The following is a 16,384-nucleotide window of genomic DNA, read 5'->3' as shown; positions in this document are numbered from 1 at the left end:
ATGAAAACCGGTGTGATGATCTGCGGCCATGGCTCGCGCAGCCAGGCGGCTGTCGACGAATTCGCTGTGCTTGCCCAAAAGCTGCCCGCCCTGCTGCCGCCCGACTGGATGGTCGACTACGGCTATCTGGAGTTCGCCAATCCGGTGATCCGCGACGGCCTCGACCGCCTGCGCGAGGCTGGATGCGAACGCATCCTTGCGGTGCCGGGGATGCTGTTTGCGGCGATGCACGCCAAGAACGACATCCCCACGGTGCTCAACACCTATGCCGCAAAGCACGGGATCGAGATCTCCTATGGCCGCGAGTTGGGCGTCGACCCCAAGATGATCGCCGCCGCCGGGGCGCGGGTCCGCGATGCCATGGCGGCAGCCGACGCCGAGCACGGGACAGTGCCCTACGAGGAAACCTGCCTTGTCGTCATCGGTCGCGGCGCGTCTGATCCGGACGCCAACGGCAACGTCTCCAAGATCGCACGGATGCTGCAGGAAGGCCTCGGCTTCGGCTGGATGGAGGTCGGCTATTCCGGCGTCACCTTCCCGCTGGTCGAACCCTGCCTGACCCACGCGACCCGCTTGGGCTACAAGCGCATCCTCGTCTTCCCGTATTTCCTCTTTACCGGCATCCTGATCGACCGCATCTATGGCTTCACCGATCAGGTGGCGGCGCAGCACCCGGACATTCAGTTCGTCAAGGCGGGTTACCTCAACGATCATGCCCAGGTGCTGGCCACCTTCGCCGAACGCGTCACCGAACAGGTCGGGGAAATCCCGCCCCCCAACTGCGCCACCTGCAAATACCGCGTCCAGGTGCTCGGCTTCGAGGCCGAGGTCGGCGCCGTGCAGGAAAGCCACCACCACCACGTCGAGGGGCAGGGCGCCAGCGCCCCCGGCTCCAACGTCGAGGATTGCCAGCTCTGCGCCACCTTCTGCACTGGCGAGTGCCGCCTGCAGGCCACGCATGACCATGTCCATCACCCTCATGACCATGCACATGATCATCCCCACGACCACGCACACGGCCATGGGCACGACCATGCACATGACCACGGCCACAGCCATTCCCACGATCATGACCATGGCCACGCCCACCCCGAATATCCGCACGCCAAACACCCGCATGGCCCCGAAAGCGCGCGCAAGCACAAAGCCTGACGCCGCTCTCTCATCTTGCCCGAAATACTTCCGCCGGAGGCTCCCGCAGCCGCCGCTCGCCCCGAAGGTCTGACCCATGCGCCCCTATCTCAAGGACCCCGCCGCCATTTACGCCGAAAGCTTCGCCACGGTCCGCCGCGAGGCCCGGCTGGAGCGCTTCCCTGCGGGTCTGCAACAGATGGCGGTCCGCCTGATCCACGCCTGCGGCATGATCGAGATCGCGGATCGTCTGGCATTTTCGCCGGATGCCTTTGCCGCTGGCCAGGCCGCCCTGCAGGCGGGCGCGCCGATCCTGTGCGATTGCGAAATGGCCGGGGCCGGGGTGATCCGGCGCTACCTGCCCGCCGAAAACGAGGTCATCGTCACGCTCAATGATCCTGGTACCCCGGCACTGGCGGCTGAGCTTGGCACCACGCGGTCGGCCGCGGCGGTTGAGCTTTGGCGCGACCATCTCGACGGCGCTGTCGTCGCCATCGGGAACGCGCCGACCGCTCTGTTCCATCTGCTCGAGATGCTGGAAGCTGGCGCTCCGAAACCCGCCGTGATCCTCGGCTTTCCGGTCGGGTTCGTCGGCGCGGCCGAGAGCAAGGCCGAGCTTGCTGCCGACCCGAGGGGCTGCGATTTCGTGACGCTGCGCGGACGGCGCGGCGGCTCGGCCATGGCCTCAGCGGCCGTGAATGCCCTCGCGGCGGGCCTGCCGGAGGAGCGCACATGAGCGAGCCCTGGCTGCACATCGTCGGCATCGGAGAGGACGGCATGGCCGGTCTGTTGCCCGCCACCCGCGCGGTGGTCGAGGCGGCGGAGGTCATCATCGGTGGTGAGCGCCATCATGCGCTCTCGGATGCGATCACCGCCGAGCGTCTCGCCTGGCCGTCACCTTTCAACGCGCTGATCGATCAGTTGCAGGGCCTGCGGGGCCGCCGGGTTGTCGTCCTCGCGACCGGCGATCCACTCTGGTATTCCGTTGGTGCGCGGATCGGGCGGGCGATCCCGGCGGCGGAGATCACCTTTCATCCCCAGCTCTCGGCGTTTCAGCTGGCAAGCGCGCGGATGGGCTGGTCGATGGCGGACCTCGAGACGCTGACGGTGCATGGTCGCCCGGTCGAGCAGATGATCGCCTTCATCCAGCCCGATGCCCGCCTGTTGATCCTGACAACGGGGGCCGAGACTCCGGGCCAGATCGCGCGGTTTCTGAGCGAGCGGGGCTTTGGCGCCTCAAACATGACAGTGCTTGCCAATATGGGCGGTGAGGGAGAGGCGCGTTTCGATGGGCTGGCCGAAAGCTGGGATCACACCGTGCCGCCCTTCAATACGCTGGCGGTCGAGTGCATCGCGGCGCCGGGTGCGGCGTTGCTGCCGCGGGTGCCTGGGTTGCCGGACGATCTGTTCCAGCACGACGGGACGATGACCAAGCGCGAGGTGCGCGCAGTGACGCTGGCCAAGCTGATGCCGATGCGCGGCGCCTTGCTGTGGGACATCGGCACCGGCTGTGGCTCTGTCGCGGTCGAGTGGATGCGCGCGGCACGCTATGCCCGTGCGATCGGGATCGAGCCGCGCGCCGACCGGCGGGCCTTGGCGGCGGCGAATGCGCTGGCGCTCGGCACGCCTCGGCTGGAGTTGGTGGACGGGATGGTTCCCGAGGCGCTGGAGGGGCTGGAGCGGCCCGATGCCGTGTTCATTGGCGGCGGTCTGAGTGAGGCGGTGTTCGATGTGGCCTGGGCGGCGTTGAAGCCGCTGGGGCGGTTGGTGGCCAATTGCGTGACGCTGGAGAGCGAGGCGGTGCTGGTTGCGCTGCATAAGCGGCATGGCGGGGAGCTGGTGAAGCTGTCGGTCAATCGCGCGTCGCCTGTCGGCACGCGGACCGGGTGGCGGCCGTTGATGCCGGTGACGCAGTGGTCTCTGGTCAAGCGATGACGGTGATGGCTGGGATCGGGGATGCCTCCGGCGGAAGTATTTTTAGCAAGATGACAGGGAGCGGCGCGTGAGGATGGGGGTGCTTTACGGTGTCGGGTTGGGGCCGGGGGATCCGGAGCTGATGACGCTGAAGGCGGCGCGGCTGATCTCGGGCGCGGGGGTTGTGGCCTATCCCGCTTTGGCCGGGGGGGAGAGCTTTGCCCGGTCGATTGCGGCGGGGCTGATCCCGGTTGGTGCCGAGGAAATCGTCATGGCGGTGCCGATGGCGGTGGATCGTGCGCCGGCGCAGGCTGTTTATGACGGCGGGGCGGCGCGGATTGCAGAGGTGTTGCAGGATGGGCGCGATGTGGTCTGCCTCTGTGAGGGGGATCCGTTCTTTTATGGCTCGTTCATGTATCTGTTTGCGCGCCTGTCGGGGCGGTTCGATGTGGAGGTCGTGCCGGGGGTGACCTCCGTGTCGGCTTGTGCGGCGCGGGCAGGCTTGCCGCTGGTGGCGCGCAATGAGCGGTTTGTGGTCTTGCCGGGGCCCCTGTCCGAGGACCAGCTGCGCGCCGGGATCGAGGGCGCTTCGAGCGTGGCGATCATGAAGGTCGGGCGGCATCTGGGCAAGATCCGGGGCGTGATTGCGGCCCTCGGGCTGGAGGCGCGGGCGGTTTATGTCGAGCGGGCCGGGTTGGCGGAGGAAGTGATTTTGCCCTTGGCCGAGGCGCCGGAGGCGGCGCCATATTTTTCGATGATTTTGGTGACAAAAGGGGCTGATCCTTGGCTGTAACTCCGGTGGTGATGTGCGTCTCGGGCGCGGGTGAGGCTGTGGCGCGGCGGGTGGCTGAGGCGCTGTCTGTGCCTTTGCATGGGCGCGTGGGGCGGGTGCCGGGGGCGGATGTGTCCTTTGCCAACGCGCTGGAGTTTGCGCGCGAGATGTTTGCCGCCGGGCGGCCGGTGATCGGGGTCTGCGCGAGCGGGATCCTGATCCGGGCGGTGGCGCCTTTGCTGGGCGACAAGCGGAGCGAGCCGCCGGTGGTGTCGGTGAGTGATGATGGCGCCGTGGTGGTGCCTCTGCTCGGCGGGCATCGGGGGGCGAACCGGCTGGCGCGCGAGATCGCGGGTGCGCTGGAGGCTGTGGCGGCGGTGACGACGGCGGGCGATGTGACGTTGGGGCTGGCGCTGGATGAGCCGCCGGTGGGCTGGCGTCTGGGCACGCCGGAGTTGGCACAGGACGCGATGGCGCGTCTGTTGGCCGGTGAGGGGGCGCGGGTTGAGGGGGCTGCCGACTGGCTGGCGGGATTGCCTGAGGGCGAGATGCGGATCGTGGCTGGGGTCGGCGCGCCTGAAGAGGGTGTGCTGACGTTTCATCCGCAGCGCTTTGCGCTGGGGGTTGGCTGTTCGCGGGGCTGTCCGGTGGAGGAACTGGAGGCGCTGGTGTCGGGGATGCTGGCCGAGGCCGGGGTGGCGCCGGGCGCGCTGGCGGGGCTGTTCACGCTGGACGTGAAGGCGGATGAGCCGGCGGTGCTGGCGCTGGCGGCGAAATGGGATCTGCCGTTGCGGGTGTTTTCGGCGGAGGAGCTGGAGGCCGAGGCGGGGCGGTTGGCGACGCCATCGGAGGTGGTTTTTGCCGAGGTCGGCTGCCATGGGGTATCGGAAGGGGCGGCTCTGGCGGGCGTTGGCGAGGGCGCATTGGTTTGCCCGAAGCGCAAGAGTGCCATGGCGACCTGTGCTTTGGCCGAGGCTGACGGTGTCATTACCGAGATGCGGGGTCGGGCGCGGGGGCGGTTGTCCGTCGTCGGGATTGGGCCGGGGCAGGCGAGCTGGCGCACGCCGGAGGTGTCGCGGCTGGTGAGCGAGGCCGAGGAGCTTGTGGGATACGGGCTTTATATTGATCTGCTGGGGCCGCTCGCGGTGGGCAAGACGCGCAGCGACTTCCCTCTGGGGGGCGAGGAGGCGCGCTGTCGCTATGCGCTTGAGCGCGCGGGCGAGGGGCGCAACGTGGCGCTGGTCTGTTCAGGGGACGCCGGGATCTATGCCATGGGCGCGCTGGTGTTCGAGCTGATGGACCGCTCTGAGGGCGAGATGGGCGTGAGTGAGGCGGCGCGGCGGGTCGAGGTCGTCTGCTCGCCCGGGGTGAGCGCGCTGCAGGGGGCGGCGGCGCGGGCCGGGGCGCCTCTGGGGCATGATTTCTGTGCGATTTCGCTGAGCGATCTTCTGACGCCGAGGGAAGATATTCTGCGGCGTCTGCGCGCGGCGGCGGAGGGGGATTTTGTCATCGCCTTCTACAATCCGGTGTCGAAGACGCGGCGGACCCTGCTGGCGGAGGCGCGCGAGATCCTGTTGCAGCATCGCCCGGCCGATACGCCGGTGATGCTGGCAAGCAACCTCGGGCGTGCGGATGAGCTGGTGCGCTATCGCCGGCTGGATGCGCTGGAGGTGGATGAGGTGGATATGCTGACGGTGGTGCTGGTGGGGTCGAGCAACTCAAAGCTGGCGATGCTGGGCGAGGGGCCGCGGATGTATACGCCGCGGGGGTATGCGCGCCGGATCGACGGGGATCTGTCGGTTTCGCGGTGAAGCGGGGGCGCTGCCCCCATCGCGCGGGGCGCGATTCCCCCGGGATATTTTGAACAGGGAAACAGCTTGGGCGGTGCCTGGCTGTTGGATGCGGGACATGGGGATTTCGGTATGAAGGTTTATTTTGTCGGGGCGGGGCCGGGGGATCCCGAATTGCTGACGCTGAAGGCGCAGCGGATCATCGGGGCCTGTCCGGTCTGTTTGTATGCAGGCTCGCTTGTGCCGGCTGAGGTTGTTGCGGGGGCGCCTGAGGGGGCGCGGGTGATGGACACCGCCTCGATGACCTTGGACGAGACGCATGGGGAAATTCTGCAGGCCCGGGCGCGCGGCGAGGATGTGGCGCGGGTGCATTCGGGGGATCCGTCGCTCTATGGGGCGATTGCGGAGCAGATCCGACGGTTACGCGCAGATGATATCGCTTATGAGATCATTCCCGGGGTGCCGGCCTATGCTGCTGCCGCTGCTGCTTTGGGGCAGGAGCTTACGGTGCCGGAGGTGGCGCAGAGCATCGTGCTGACGCGGGTCAGCATGAAGAGCACCTCGATGCCCGAGCATGAGACGCTGGAGAATTTTGCCCGCAGCCGGGCGACCTTGGCGATCCATCTGGGGGTGCGCAATCTGCGTGAGATCGAGCGACAGCTGACGCCTTACTACGGGGCTGACTGTCCGGTGGTGGTTGCCTATCGCGTCGGCTGGCCGGACCAGATGTTCATCCGTGGCACACTGGCCGATATCCATGCCAGGGTGCGGGCCGAGAAGATCACGCGCACGGCGTTGATCCTGGTGGGGCCGGTGCTGGGGGAGGTGCGCGATTTCCGCGACTCAGCGCTTTATGATGCGCAGATGCCGCATGTGCTGAGGCCTAAGGTTGCAGGGGCTAAAGTTTAGGCAGCGCTAAGTGATCTGGCAAGTGTCGCGCGCGGGGAACAGCGCGGGGGCTGTCATAAGCGAGAGGTGAGCCTTCACTTGACGTAAATAACTGGCGGTTCATTCTGAGAGGGACCGGGCGCTGTCATGGATGTGAGTCGCTCGGGTCAGGATCTGGTCAGGGCGGGGGATGACATGACGACCTATTTGCCGAAAGACATCACGGACGGACTGATCGCGGCCCGCAAGTTGGCGCAGCGCAAAGCCTCGCGTTTGCGGGTCGAAGTGGATGGCAAGAGCTACAAGGTGTTGCGGCGCTGGCAGAACGGCTTCTCGGTCGAGGCAGATGTGGCGCCTCGGTTGCGTGGTCTGGTCGAGCTGTTCGAGGGGGCGACCTTTCTGTCCTCCTGTCTTATCGTCGCCGCTGCTGAGGAAGACGGCGAAATGCAGTATGAGTTCAAACGCTCTACCGCAGCACGGGATCAGGCTCCGCTGGATTTTCAGCAGGAAGAAGAGGCTCCGGTTGCATTGCTGGGTGATTTTTCAGGCCTGCCTTCTGGGGCCTGAGGGGGCGAGGGTGTGGCTCTGCGGCTGGTGATGGATATCGCGAAGCGTCGTGTTGCCTCACCCCTGTCTCATATGATGGTTTTCATCGGAGAAGGCGGACATCTCAATAAAATTGTTATTCGCCATAACAATGTTTGACAAGTCGTAGGTGCCGTTGCATCTTTCCACTGCGTGACGCCTTTTGTGGGGTGTCGGCATGGTCTGCCCGACGCGGACCGACGGGGAGGAGCCGCGCTGATGTTGAATCGTCGCGCGGACCCGTATGCCGACACTGACCAACAGGGCAGATGTCGCATGTAGGGAGGACCGATATGACACTATTCAAGACCGCTCTCCGCGGGCTCGCCGCCACTGCGATCCTTGCGGGTACGACTGTTGCAGGCCTGGCGCAGGACGTGACGCTGAAAATGCATTACTTCCTGCCAGAACAAGCGATTGTGCCGAAAATGGCGCTGAAGGTCTGGTCGGACAAGGTCGAGGCTGAAAGCAACGGCCGGATCAAGATCCAGCATTTTCCGTCGATGCAGCTGGGCGGTACGCCGCCACAGCTGGCCGAGCAGGTGGTCGATGGCGTCGCCGATATCGTCTGGACGCTGCCGGGCTATACGCCGGGCCGGTTCCCCTCAAGCGAGGTGTTCGAGCTGCCGTTCATCGCAAGCGATCCGGAAGCGACCTCGCAGGCATTTTATGAATATGCCGAGGAAAACATGCTCGAAACCGAGCTGGCGGGCATGCATCTTCTGGCGGCCTGGGTGCATGGCCCCGGCGTGATTCACTCGAAAGAGCCGATCCAGACCATCGAGGACCTGAACGGCGTCAAACTGCGCGCGCCGACCCGCGTTACCAATGAATACTTTGGCGAGCTGGGCGCGACCCCGATCGGGATGCCGGTGCCTGCGGTGCCCGAAGCCCTGTCCAAGGGGGTGATCGATGCGACCGTCTTGCCGTGGGAGGTCACGACCTCGCTGAAGATCGCGGAACTGGTGAACAACCACACCGAATTCCCCGATGCCACGCTCTATGTCGCGACGATGATCTTTGCGATGAACGAAGCGAAGTACGAGTCGCTGCCTGATGATCTGAAAAAGGTGATCGACGATAACTCCGGTCTCGCATTCTCGGCTTTCGCTGGCAATGTCATGGCGCAGGGTGACGAGATTGGCCGCAAGATGGCTGTCGATCACGGCAACAACATCATCCAGCTGAGCCCGGAGCAGGTTGAGGCCTGGAAGGCCGCAGGCGCCCCGGTCGAGGAAAACTGGATCGCCGAGATGGATGGCAAGGGCATGGACGGCGCCGCAATGGTGCAACAGGCCCGCGATCTGATCGCCAAGTACACCAAGTAAGACAAGCGCACCTGCGCGCAGGGGAGCTCCTTCGCGCAGGGGGTGCACAAGTCCGTGGCCAGGTGATGGCGCGGCAGCCCGCAGGCCGCGGGCTCAGACGACACGCCTCTGAGGGGAGAGACTCGTGCGCATTCATTCGATTTTCATGACGCTTGCCCGGATCATGGCCATCCTCGGTGGACTGGTGCTGACGGCGTTGATCCTGCTGACGGTGGTTTCCGTGATCGGGCGCACCTTCAATGGCATTCTGCACTGGGAGTGGCTGGAGACGCTCGCCCCCGGCGGCACCAAGGCCCTGCTGGACGCCGGGATTGGCCCGGTGCTGGGGGATTTTGAGCTGGTCGAGGCGGGAATTGCCTTCACCATTTTTGCCTTTCTGCCACTGACGCAGATCACGGGCTCGCATGCGACGGTGGATGTGTTCACCTCGGCTCTGCCGGTCACGGCCAATCGCGTCCTGATCGCCTTCTGGGAGGTGATCTTTGCCATCGCCATGGTGGTGATCGCCTGGCGGCTCTACGACGGGATGCTCGGCAAGATGCGCTATAACGAGACGACATTTCTGCTGCAGTTCCCGGTCTGGTGGGCCTATGCGGCCTCGTTCGGGGCGGCAGCTGTGGCGGCGATTGTCACGATTTACACGGCACTTGCGCGGATGGTCGAACTGGCCAGCGCCCGTGCCATTCTGCCCGACACCGGGGAGGCGGGACATTGAGCGACTTTGAAATCGGGCTGTATTCCTTTCCGCTTCTGCTGGTGCTGATCTTCCTGCGGATGCCGATTGGTTTGGCGATGTTCGCGGTCGGGTTTCTTGGCCTCGACATGGTGACGGGGGGCATGCTGGTCGCGCTCTCGAAGCTCAAATCCGAGACCTATTCGACGTTTTCCAGCTATTCGCTGTCGATCGTGCCGATGTTCCTGCTGATGGGGCATTTCGCGACACTTGGCGGGATGAGCCAGGCGCTGTTCAAGGCCGCCGAGAGCTTTCTCGGGCATCGCAAGGGCGGGGTCGCCATGGCGGCGATCGGAGCCTGCGCCGGGTTCGGCGCGATCTGCGGGTCGTCGCTGGCCACGGCCGCGACGATGAGCCAGGTCGCCCTGCCAGAGCTGCGCCGCTATGGCTACTCCGGGGGCTTTGCCACGGCGACGCTGGCCGCAGGCGGCACGCTGGGCATCCTGATCCCGCCCTCGGTCATTCTGGTGATCTACGCCATCCTGACCGAGCAGAACATTGCCAAGCTGTTCATGGCGGCCTTCGTGCCGGGGATTTTGGCGGCGCTCGGCTATATCCTCACGATCTCGATCTATGTGCGTCTGCACCCCGAAAGCGCAGGCACGCGGCCCCCGATGCCGCTGGCCGAGCGGTTCCGCGCACTGATCGACGTCTGGCCGGTGATGCTGGTGTTTCTGGCGGTGGTCGGCGGCATTTACCTCGGGTTCTTCACGCCGACGGAGGGCGCCGCGGTTGGCGCCTTCGGCACGGGCCTGATCGCCTGGGTCAACGGCGGCCTGCGCGGTAAGGCCTGGGCGCAGAGCTTTTACGCCACCGCGAAATCCACGGCGATGATCTTTTTCATCGTGCTGGGCGCGGGCTTCTACAACGGCTTTCTGGCGCAGACGCGGGTCCCGCAGGAGCTGTCGGAATGGGTCGTCCATCAGGGCTTCGGGGCCTGGACGGTGCTGATCATCATCCTCGTGCTCTACCTCGTGATGGGCTGTATCATGGATTCGCTGTCGATGATCCTGCTGACGGTGCCGATCTTTTTCCCGATCATCTCGGTGCTCGATTTCGGCCTGACGCCGGAGGAGTTGGCGATCTGGTTCGGCATCATCATTCTGATCGTGGTCGAGGTCGGGTTGATCACGCCGCCGGTGGGCATGAACCTGTTCGTCATCAATTCGATGGACCGCGAGACGCCGATTTCACAGACCTATTCGGCGGTGATGTACTTTGTCGCTTCGGACATCGTGCGGGTTGCTCTGTTGGTGATCTTTCCGGGTATCACGCTGTTCATGCTGCGGATTTTTCATTGATGTGAGACGGCTGTCCCTTCGGGGCAGCTGCTGAAATTATGTGTTTCATTTTGTTATGATCTATAGCTATTTGTCATCATGACTAACTCTCGGGAGGAGGACTGAATGGATATCAAAGGGATCGGCGCCGTCGTGACGGGTGCCGGCAGCGGGCTGGGGGCAGCAACGGCGCGCCACCTCGCCAGCATGGGCGCCAAGGTCGGCGTCTTTGACTTCAACGAAGCTGGCGCGCGGGCGGTGGCTGAGGAAATCGGTGGCCTTGCCTGCCCGGTGAACGTCGCGGACGAGGGCCAGGTCGCCGCCGCTTTTGACGATTTCATCGCCTGGAATGGTGCGGCGCCGCGTGTGCTGGTGAACTGCGCCGGGATCGGCACCGCCGGTCGGGTGGTGAACCGCGAGGGCAAGCTCTCCATCGACGCCTTCCGGCGCACGCTGGATGTGAACCTGATCGGCAGCTACATCACCCTCTCCTACGCCGCCCGCGCCATGGCTGAGCTGGAGCCTGTTGGCCCCGACAATGAGCGCGGCGTGATCATCAACACCGCCTCGGTCGCCTATCAGGACGGCCAGATCGGGCAAGCGGCCTATGCGGCCTCCAAGGGCGGTATCGCCTCGCTGACCTTGCCTGTCGCACGAGAACTGGCGCGGTCCGGCATCCGGGTCATGGGGATCGCGCCGGGCATGTTCCAGACCGCGATGGTCGACGGGTTGCCCGAAGAAACGCAGCGCAGCATCGCTGCGACGATCCCGTTTCCGCCGCGCTTCGGCAGCCCATCGGACTATGCCTCGCTGGCCGAGCAGATCATTCGAAACACGATGCTGAACGGTACTGTCATCCGCCTGGACGGCGCGGTGCGGTTGCCGCCAAAATAAGGAAGACCAGTCATGAGTGACGTCCTGTCCATCGATCTTCAGGGCCCGATTGCGGTGCTGACGATGACCCGCCCCGACAAGCGCAATGCGATGAACGACACGCTGCTGGCGGCGCTGGATGGCTTTTTCTCCAGTCCGCCCGAGGGGGTGACGGTCGTCGTGCTGACCGGGACGGCGGGGCACTTTTGCTCAGGGCTGGACCTCTCGGAGCACGTCGCGCGCAATGCCGAAGGCACGCTGAAGCATTCGCGCGGCTGGCATGGGGTGATGGACAGGATCCAGTTCTCGGGCCTGCCGGTCGTCTCGGCCATGTTCGGCGCGGTGATCGGCGGCGGGCTGGAGCTGGCGACCTCGACCCATGTGCGCATTGCCGAGCCTTCGGTGATCTTTCAGCTGCCCGAAGGGCGGCGCGGGATCTTCGTCGGGGGCGGGGCGACGGTGCGCGTGGGCCGTATCCTCGGGGCGGATCGTATGACCGAGATGATGCTGACCGGGCGCAAGTACGGCGCAGAGGAGGGCCTGCGTCTGGGCCTGTGCCACTATGCCGTGGGCGAGGGCGAGGCGCTGGATCTGGCACTGGATCTGGCGGCAAAGATTGCGAAAAACGCAAGTCTTTCCAACTACATCATGATCAACGCCATTTCCCGGATCAACGACATGTCGCGCGCGGATGGATTCTTTACCGAGAGCCTCTCGGCCGCGATTGCCCAGACAAGTGAGGACGCGAAGGAGGGCCTGAGTGCCTTCCTCGAAAAGCGCGCGCCGGAGTTTCGCTGATGGCTCTGCGCGTCGTGAAAGAGGCTGAACAGGAGGTCCCCGTCATCGGGGACCGCAACCTGCGCGGCTTTGTCGGCTATAGTCTGAAGCGGGCCTATCACCTGATTCAGGCCGATGCGATGCGCGTGCTCGACCCGCTTGGCCTGCGGATTTCGACCTATTCGGCGCTGGCGGTGATCTGTGACAACCCCGATCTGCGCCAGAGCCAGTTGGCCGAAATCCTCAGCATCGAGCGGTCCAATACCGTTGTAATCATTGATGCTTTGGAGCAACCGGGCCTGATTGCGCGGCACCGGGTGCCGAATGACCGACGCTCCTACGCACTGCGGGCGACGCCGCAGGGACGCCGCCTGCACAAAGAGGCGACGCGCGTGCTGGAGGCGCATGAGAACAGACTTCTGACAGCCCTGAGTGCTGAGGAACGCCAGCTGATGATCGACCTGCTGCGGCGGATCGACGGCTCGGCATTCTCAGAGCAGGGGGCTGCGGATCATCCGGAGGGAGGACACCGGCATGAGAGACCTGACTAGATTTGCACCCCACGCGGTAGAGCTGGAAACACGGGCGGATGGCGCGATCCTGATGCGCTCGCTCGACACGCTCGCGCCTTACGCCGAGACGACCGGGGCGTGGCTGGACCATTGGGCCGAGGCCGCGCCGGACCGGGTCTTTATCGCGGAGCGTCAGGGGGATGACTGGCGCGAGGTCACCTACGCCGAGGCGCGTGCGCAGGTGCGCGGGCTGGCGGGTTGGCTGCTGGCGCAGGGGTTTCAGCGCGGCCAGATCGTCGCCTGCCTGTCGGCCAATGGCGTCGATCATGGGCTTCTGGTGCTGGCGGCGCAATATATCGGCCTCGCCTCGACTTCGGTGGCCGAGCAATACAGCCTGATCCCTGGCGCCCATGAGCGGCTGGCGCATGTCGTGGAAACGGCCAGGCCCGCGCTGATTTATGTCGATGATGCAGCACGTTACGCGGCCGCTCTCGATCTTGAGGCGCTGCAGGGGATTCCGGTGCTGGCAAGCGACGCGGGCGGGCGCGACGTGGGCATCATTGCCGACGCGGCGGCGCATGGCACCGAGGGAGTCGATGCAGCCCACGCGGCTGTGGGCCCAGAAACGCTGGCCAAGGTGCTGTTCACCTCCGGCTCAACCTCGCAGCCCAAGGCCGTGATGACGACGCACCGGATGATGTGCGTGAACCAAGCGCAGCTGGCGGCGGCCTTTCCGCTGCTGACGCAGAAGGTGCATGTGATTGTCGACTGGCTGCCCTGGAACCACGTCTTTGGCGGGTCGCACAATTTCAACATGATGTTGGCCAACGGCGGCTCGATCTACATCGACGACGGCAAGCCAACGGACGCCCATTTTGCCCGCACGCTGGAGAATTTGCGGCTCAAGACCGGCACGCTGAGCTTCAATGTGCCGATTGGCTACGCCAAGCTGAATGACGCACTGAAGGCGGATAAGGTGCTGAGAGACCAGTTCTTTTCCGGCCTCGACCTGATGTTCTATGCGGGGGCGTCGCTGCCGCAGGAGGTCTGGCAGGGGCTGGAGGACATGGGGCTGGAGGTCAACGGCGAGGCGCCCTATTTCATCTCCTCCTGGGGGATGACCGAAACCTCGCCCTGCACGGTGCTGGTGCATGAGCGGGTGCGCCGCTCTGGCATCATCGGGGTACCGGTGCCGGAGGTCGAGGTGAAGCTGATCCGGGAAGAAGAGAACCGGTATGAGCTGCGCGTCAAGGGACCCAACATCATGCCCGGCTATCTGGATGCCCCTGAAAAGACAGCGGAAAGTTTCGATGACGAAGGCTATCTGATCACCGGCGATGCAGTGCGCTTTGTCGATCGGGAGGATCCCGATCGCGGGCTGGCCTTTGATGGCCGGATCTCGGAAGACTTCAAGCTGACCTCGGGCACATGGGTGCGCGTGGCGGCGATCCGGGCGGGCGTGATGACCGCGCTGCAGGGGCTGGTGTCGGATGTTGTCATCACCGGCCATGACCGGAGCGAATTGGGTGTCTTGCTGGTGCCGGTGGTGCCTGTGAACGGCGCTGAAGGGGACGTCGTGAGCGATCCTGACATGCTGGCGAAAATTCGTGAAGGATTGGCTAACCTCGCGGCACAATCGACCGGAAGTTCGACCCGTGTGGGGCGCGCTCTGGTCATGGCCGAGCCGCCGAGCCTGACGCAGGCCGAGATGACGGCCAAGGGAAACATCAATATTCGCAAGCTGTTGACCCGGCGCGCGGATCTGGTTGAGCGGCTCTATGCCGGGGCCGATCCGGCTGTCGTGGAAATCTGAAGGAGAATCATATGGTTGATATCAGCAAGGTCCGCGCGATCGACATCCACACCCATGCGGAGGAGCCCTGCGGCTGCCATTCCGACGACGGATATGACGATCTGCAGAGCACCATGGCGAAGTACTTTCGCGCGCCCTGGAACCACCCGCCGACAGTGGCGGAAACGGCAAAACACTATAGAGAACAGAACATTGCGGCTGTGATCTTTCCCGTCGATGCCGAGCGCGAGACGGGCTATCGCCGCTACAAGAACGAGGAAGTCGCCGCGCTGGCAGCAGAGAACGACGATGTGCTGATCCCCTTCGCCTCGATCGACCCACACAAGGGCAAGATGGGGGTGCGTGAGGCGAAGCGTTTGATGCGGGATTTCGGCATCAAGGGGTTCAAGTTTCACCCCACCATGCAGGGTTTTTATCCAAACGAAAGAATGGCTTATGGTCTCTATGAGGCGATTGCGGAGGAGGGCGGGATCGCCCTGTTCCACACCGGGCAGACGGGCGTTGGCTCCGGCATGCCGGGGGGCAACGGGATGCGGCTGAAATACTCCAATCCGATGTATATGGATGACGTGGCGGTGGACTTTCCCGAGATGAAGATCATCCTCGCCCACCCGAGCTTTCCCTGGCAGGAAGAGGCGCTGGCCGTGGCGCAGCACAAGCCAAACGTCTATATCGATCTGTCGGGTTGGTCGCCCAAGTACTTCCCTGAAATCCTTGTGAAATATTGCAATTCGATCCTGAAGAAGAAGGTCCTTTTCGGGTCCGACTGGCCGATGATCACACCGGAGCGCTGGCTGTCGGATTTTGAGCAGATCGCCATCAAGGACGAGCTGCGCGAGGATATCATCAAGGGCAATGCGGCGCGGCTTCTGGGCCTCGTCTGAGGCGGCAAACGAAAGCCCCCGGTGCAGATTTGCGCCGGGGGCTTTTTGGTTTCTGAAGATTGCGCCAGGGCTTTGAAATGGCGAAATCGGAACGTCGGTATTGCGTCGGTATCTGAACGGTAACTGAACGGTGCGAAAAACCGCCTCAGCCGGGCAGGGGCAGGTCGAGGATTTCACGCGCCTGTGACCATGTGGCGACGGGGCGTTCGGCCTGTTCGCAGAGGTCCGTGACGCGTTTCACCAGCGCGGCGTTCGAGGGGGCGAGGGTGTCGCGGTCGAGGCGGATGTTATCCTCCAGTCCGCAGCGGGCGTGGCCGCCGGTCTCGACACACCATTTGTTCAGTGTCAGCTGGTGCTGGCCAATGCCGGCGGCGCAGAATTCGCTGTCGGGCAGCAGGCGGGCCACGGTGGCGCGGTAGTAGTCAAAGACATCGCGGTCGACCGGCATGGCGTTCTTCACGCCCATGACAAACTGCACATAGGGCGACTGGGTGAGGCGACCGTCGCGGTACATCAGCGCGGCGTGGTGGATATGGGAGAGGTCGAAGGCCTCGATCTCGGGGCGGATGGCGTAGGTCTTCATCTCGGAGGCAAGCCAGTCGACGAGGTCTGGCGGGTTCTCATAGACGCGGGTCGGGAAGTTGTTCGACCCGACGGTGAGCGAGGCCATGTCGGGTTTCATTGGCAACATGCCGCCGCGCGTCGCCCCCGCGCCGGAGCGCCCGCCGGTGGAAAACTGGATGATCATGCCGGGGCAGTGCTTTTCCAAGCCTTCCTTGAGGGCGGCGAACTTGTCGGGGTCCGAGGAGGGGCTCTCGTCTTCGTTGCGCACATGGGCGTGGCAGATGGTTGCCCCGGCCTCGAACGCCGCGTGGGTAGATTCGATCTGTTCGGAAATGGTGACGGGAACGGCCGGGTTATCGGCCTTGCGGGGCAGCGAGCCGGTGATGGCGACGCAGATGATGCAGGGTTTTGTCATGGGGACGAGTTTGCCCGTGGCCGCGCGCGTGTCAACTGTGCTGCGGCAGGGCGGGCGACTGCGGGCATTGTCAGGGCGGCGTCTGTGGTGTCTGTCATCGGGGGAGCGGTAACAGCGGGGGCAGG

Annotated in this window: 16 protein-coding genes; 15 read left to right on the top strand and 1 reads right to left on the bottom strand. The window is 64.5% G+C overall.

Annotated elements, in window-relative coordinates; translation table 11 throughout:
• The 15 genes from F3W81_RS12765 (at position 1) to F3W81_RS12695 (ending at position 15,280) form a co-directional block, all read left to right on the top strand.
• Complete coding sequence (locus F3W81_RS12765) at positions 1–1,152, top strand: sirohydrochlorin chelatase (protein ID WP_193079533.1); 1,152 nt, start codon at positions 1–3, stop codon at positions 1,150–1,152.
• Between the two features lie 76 nt (positions 1,153–1,228).
• Positions 1,229–1,867 carry a precorrin-8X methylmutase gene (locus F3W81_RS12760; protein ID WP_193079532.1) on the top strand — a complete coding sequence of 213 codons (639 nt, stop codon included), beginning with the start codon at positions 1,229–1,231 and terminating at the stop codon, positions 1,865–1,867.
• Positions 1,864–3,066: a precorrin-6y C5,15-methyltransferase (decarboxylating) subunit CbiE gene (cbiE, locus tag F3W81_RS12755; protein WP_193079531.1), complete on the top strand. Its 1,203-nt coding sequence runs from the start codon at positions 1,864–1,866 to the stop codon at positions 3,064–3,066. Before F3W81_RS12760 ends, cbiE begins: the two co-directional genes overlap by 4 nt.
• Before the next feature lie 73 nt (positions 3,067–3,139).
• Positions 3,140–3,838 carry a precorrin-2 C(20)-methyltransferase gene (cobI, locus tag F3W81_RS12750; protein ID WP_193083851.1) on the top strand — a complete coding sequence of 233 codons (699 nt, stop codon included), beginning with the start codon at positions 3,140–3,142 and terminating at the stop codon, positions 3,836–3,838.
• Positions 3,829–5,628, top strand: a complete 1,800-nt coding sequence (gene cobJ, locus F3W81_RS12745; protein WP_193079530.1) for a precorrin-3B C(17)-methyltransferase — start codon at positions 3,829–3,831, stop codon at positions 5,626–5,628. Before cobI ends, cobJ begins: the two co-directional genes overlap by 10 nt.
• Positions 5,629–5,739: 111 nt before the next feature.
• Positions 5,740–6,516 carry a precorrin-4 C(11)-methyltransferase gene (gene cobM, locus F3W81_RS12740; RefSeq protein WP_193079529.1) on the top strand — a complete coding sequence of 259 codons (777 nt, stop codon included), beginning with the start codon at positions 5,740–5,742 and terminating at the stop codon, positions 6,514–6,516.
• A 126-nt stretch (positions 6,517–6,642) separates the two neighbouring features.
• Positions 6,643–7,062 carry a hypothetical protein gene (locus tag F3W81_RS12735; RefSeq protein WP_407692444.1) on the top strand — a complete coding sequence of 140 codons (420 nt, stop codon included), beginning with the start codon at positions 6,643–6,645 and terminating at the stop codon, positions 7,060–7,062.
• 311 nt (positions 7,063–7,373) lie between these two features.
• Positions 7,374–8,408 (top strand): TRAP transporter substrate-binding protein, encoded by a 1,035-nt coding sequence (locus F3W81_RS12730; RefSeq protein WP_193079528.1) that lies wholly within the window; start codon positions 7,374–7,376, stop codon positions 8,406–8,408.
• 124 nt (positions 8,409–8,532) lie between these two features.
• A complete protein-coding gene (locus tag F3W81_RS12725) occupies positions 8,533–9,123 on the top strand; it encodes a TRAP transporter small permease (protein ID WP_319022259.1) in 591 nt (196 codons plus the stop codon).
• Positions 9,120–10,442: a TRAP transporter large permease gene (locus tag F3W81_RS12720; RefSeq protein ID WP_193079527.1), complete on the top strand. Its 1,323-nt coding sequence runs from the start codon at positions 9,120–9,122 to the stop codon at positions 10,440–10,442. Before F3W81_RS12725 ends, F3W81_RS12720 begins: the two co-directional genes overlap by 4 nt.
• Positions 10,443–10,547: 105 nt before the next feature.
• Positions 10,548–11,315, top strand: a complete 768-nt coding sequence (locus tag F3W81_RS12715; protein WP_193079526.1) for an SDR family NAD(P)-dependent oxidoreductase — start codon at positions 10,548–10,550, stop codon at positions 11,313–11,315.
• Between the two features lie 12 nt (positions 11,316–11,327).
• A complete protein-coding gene (locus F3W81_RS12710; protein WP_193079525.1) occupies positions 11,328–12,092 on the top strand; it encodes a crotonase/enoyl-CoA hydratase family protein in 765 nt (254 codons plus the stop codon).
• Positions 12,092–12,622 (top strand): MarR family winged helix-turn-helix transcriptional regulator, encoded by a 531-nt coding sequence (locus tag F3W81_RS12705; protein WP_193079524.1) that lies wholly within the window; start codon positions 12,092–12,094, stop codon positions 12,620–12,622. Before F3W81_RS12710 ends, F3W81_RS12705 begins: the two co-directional genes overlap by 1 nt.
• The gene (locus F3W81_RS12700; protein WP_193079523.1) at positions 12,606–14,396 is read left to right on the top strand and encodes a feruloyl-CoA synthase; all 1,791 of its coding nucleotides are present in this window, start codon (positions 12,606–12,608) and stop codon (positions 14,394–14,396) included. The genes F3W81_RS12705 and F3W81_RS12700 overlap by 17 nt, the downstream gene beginning before the upstream one ends.
• Before the next feature lie 11 nt (positions 14,397–14,407).
• A complete protein-coding gene (locus F3W81_RS12695; protein ID WP_193079522.1) occupies positions 14,408–15,280 on the top strand; it encodes an amidohydrolase family protein in 873 nt (290 codons plus the stop codon).
• Positions 15,281–15,425: 145 nt separating this feature from the next.
• On the opposite strand, the gene F3W81_RS12690 is transcribed toward F3W81_RS12695, so the two are convergent.
• The gene (locus F3W81_RS12690; protein WP_193079521.1) at positions 15,426–16,259 is read right to left on the bottom strand and encodes a BKACE family enzyme; all 834 of its coding nucleotides are present in this window, start codon (positions 16,257–16,259) and stop codon (positions 15,426–15,428) included.
• Between the last annotated feature and the right edge of the window lie 125 nt (positions 16,260–16,384).

The organism is Pseudooceanicola spongiae (assembly GCF_014899185.1).
GTDB classification, from domain to species: Bacteria; Pseudomonadota; Alphaproteobacteria; order Rhodobacterales; family Rhodobacteraceae; genus Pseudooceanicola; species Pseudooceanicola spongiae.
Note: the sequence above shows the minus strand (reverse complement) of the source record. Positions and strands in the feature narration are given on the sequence as shown.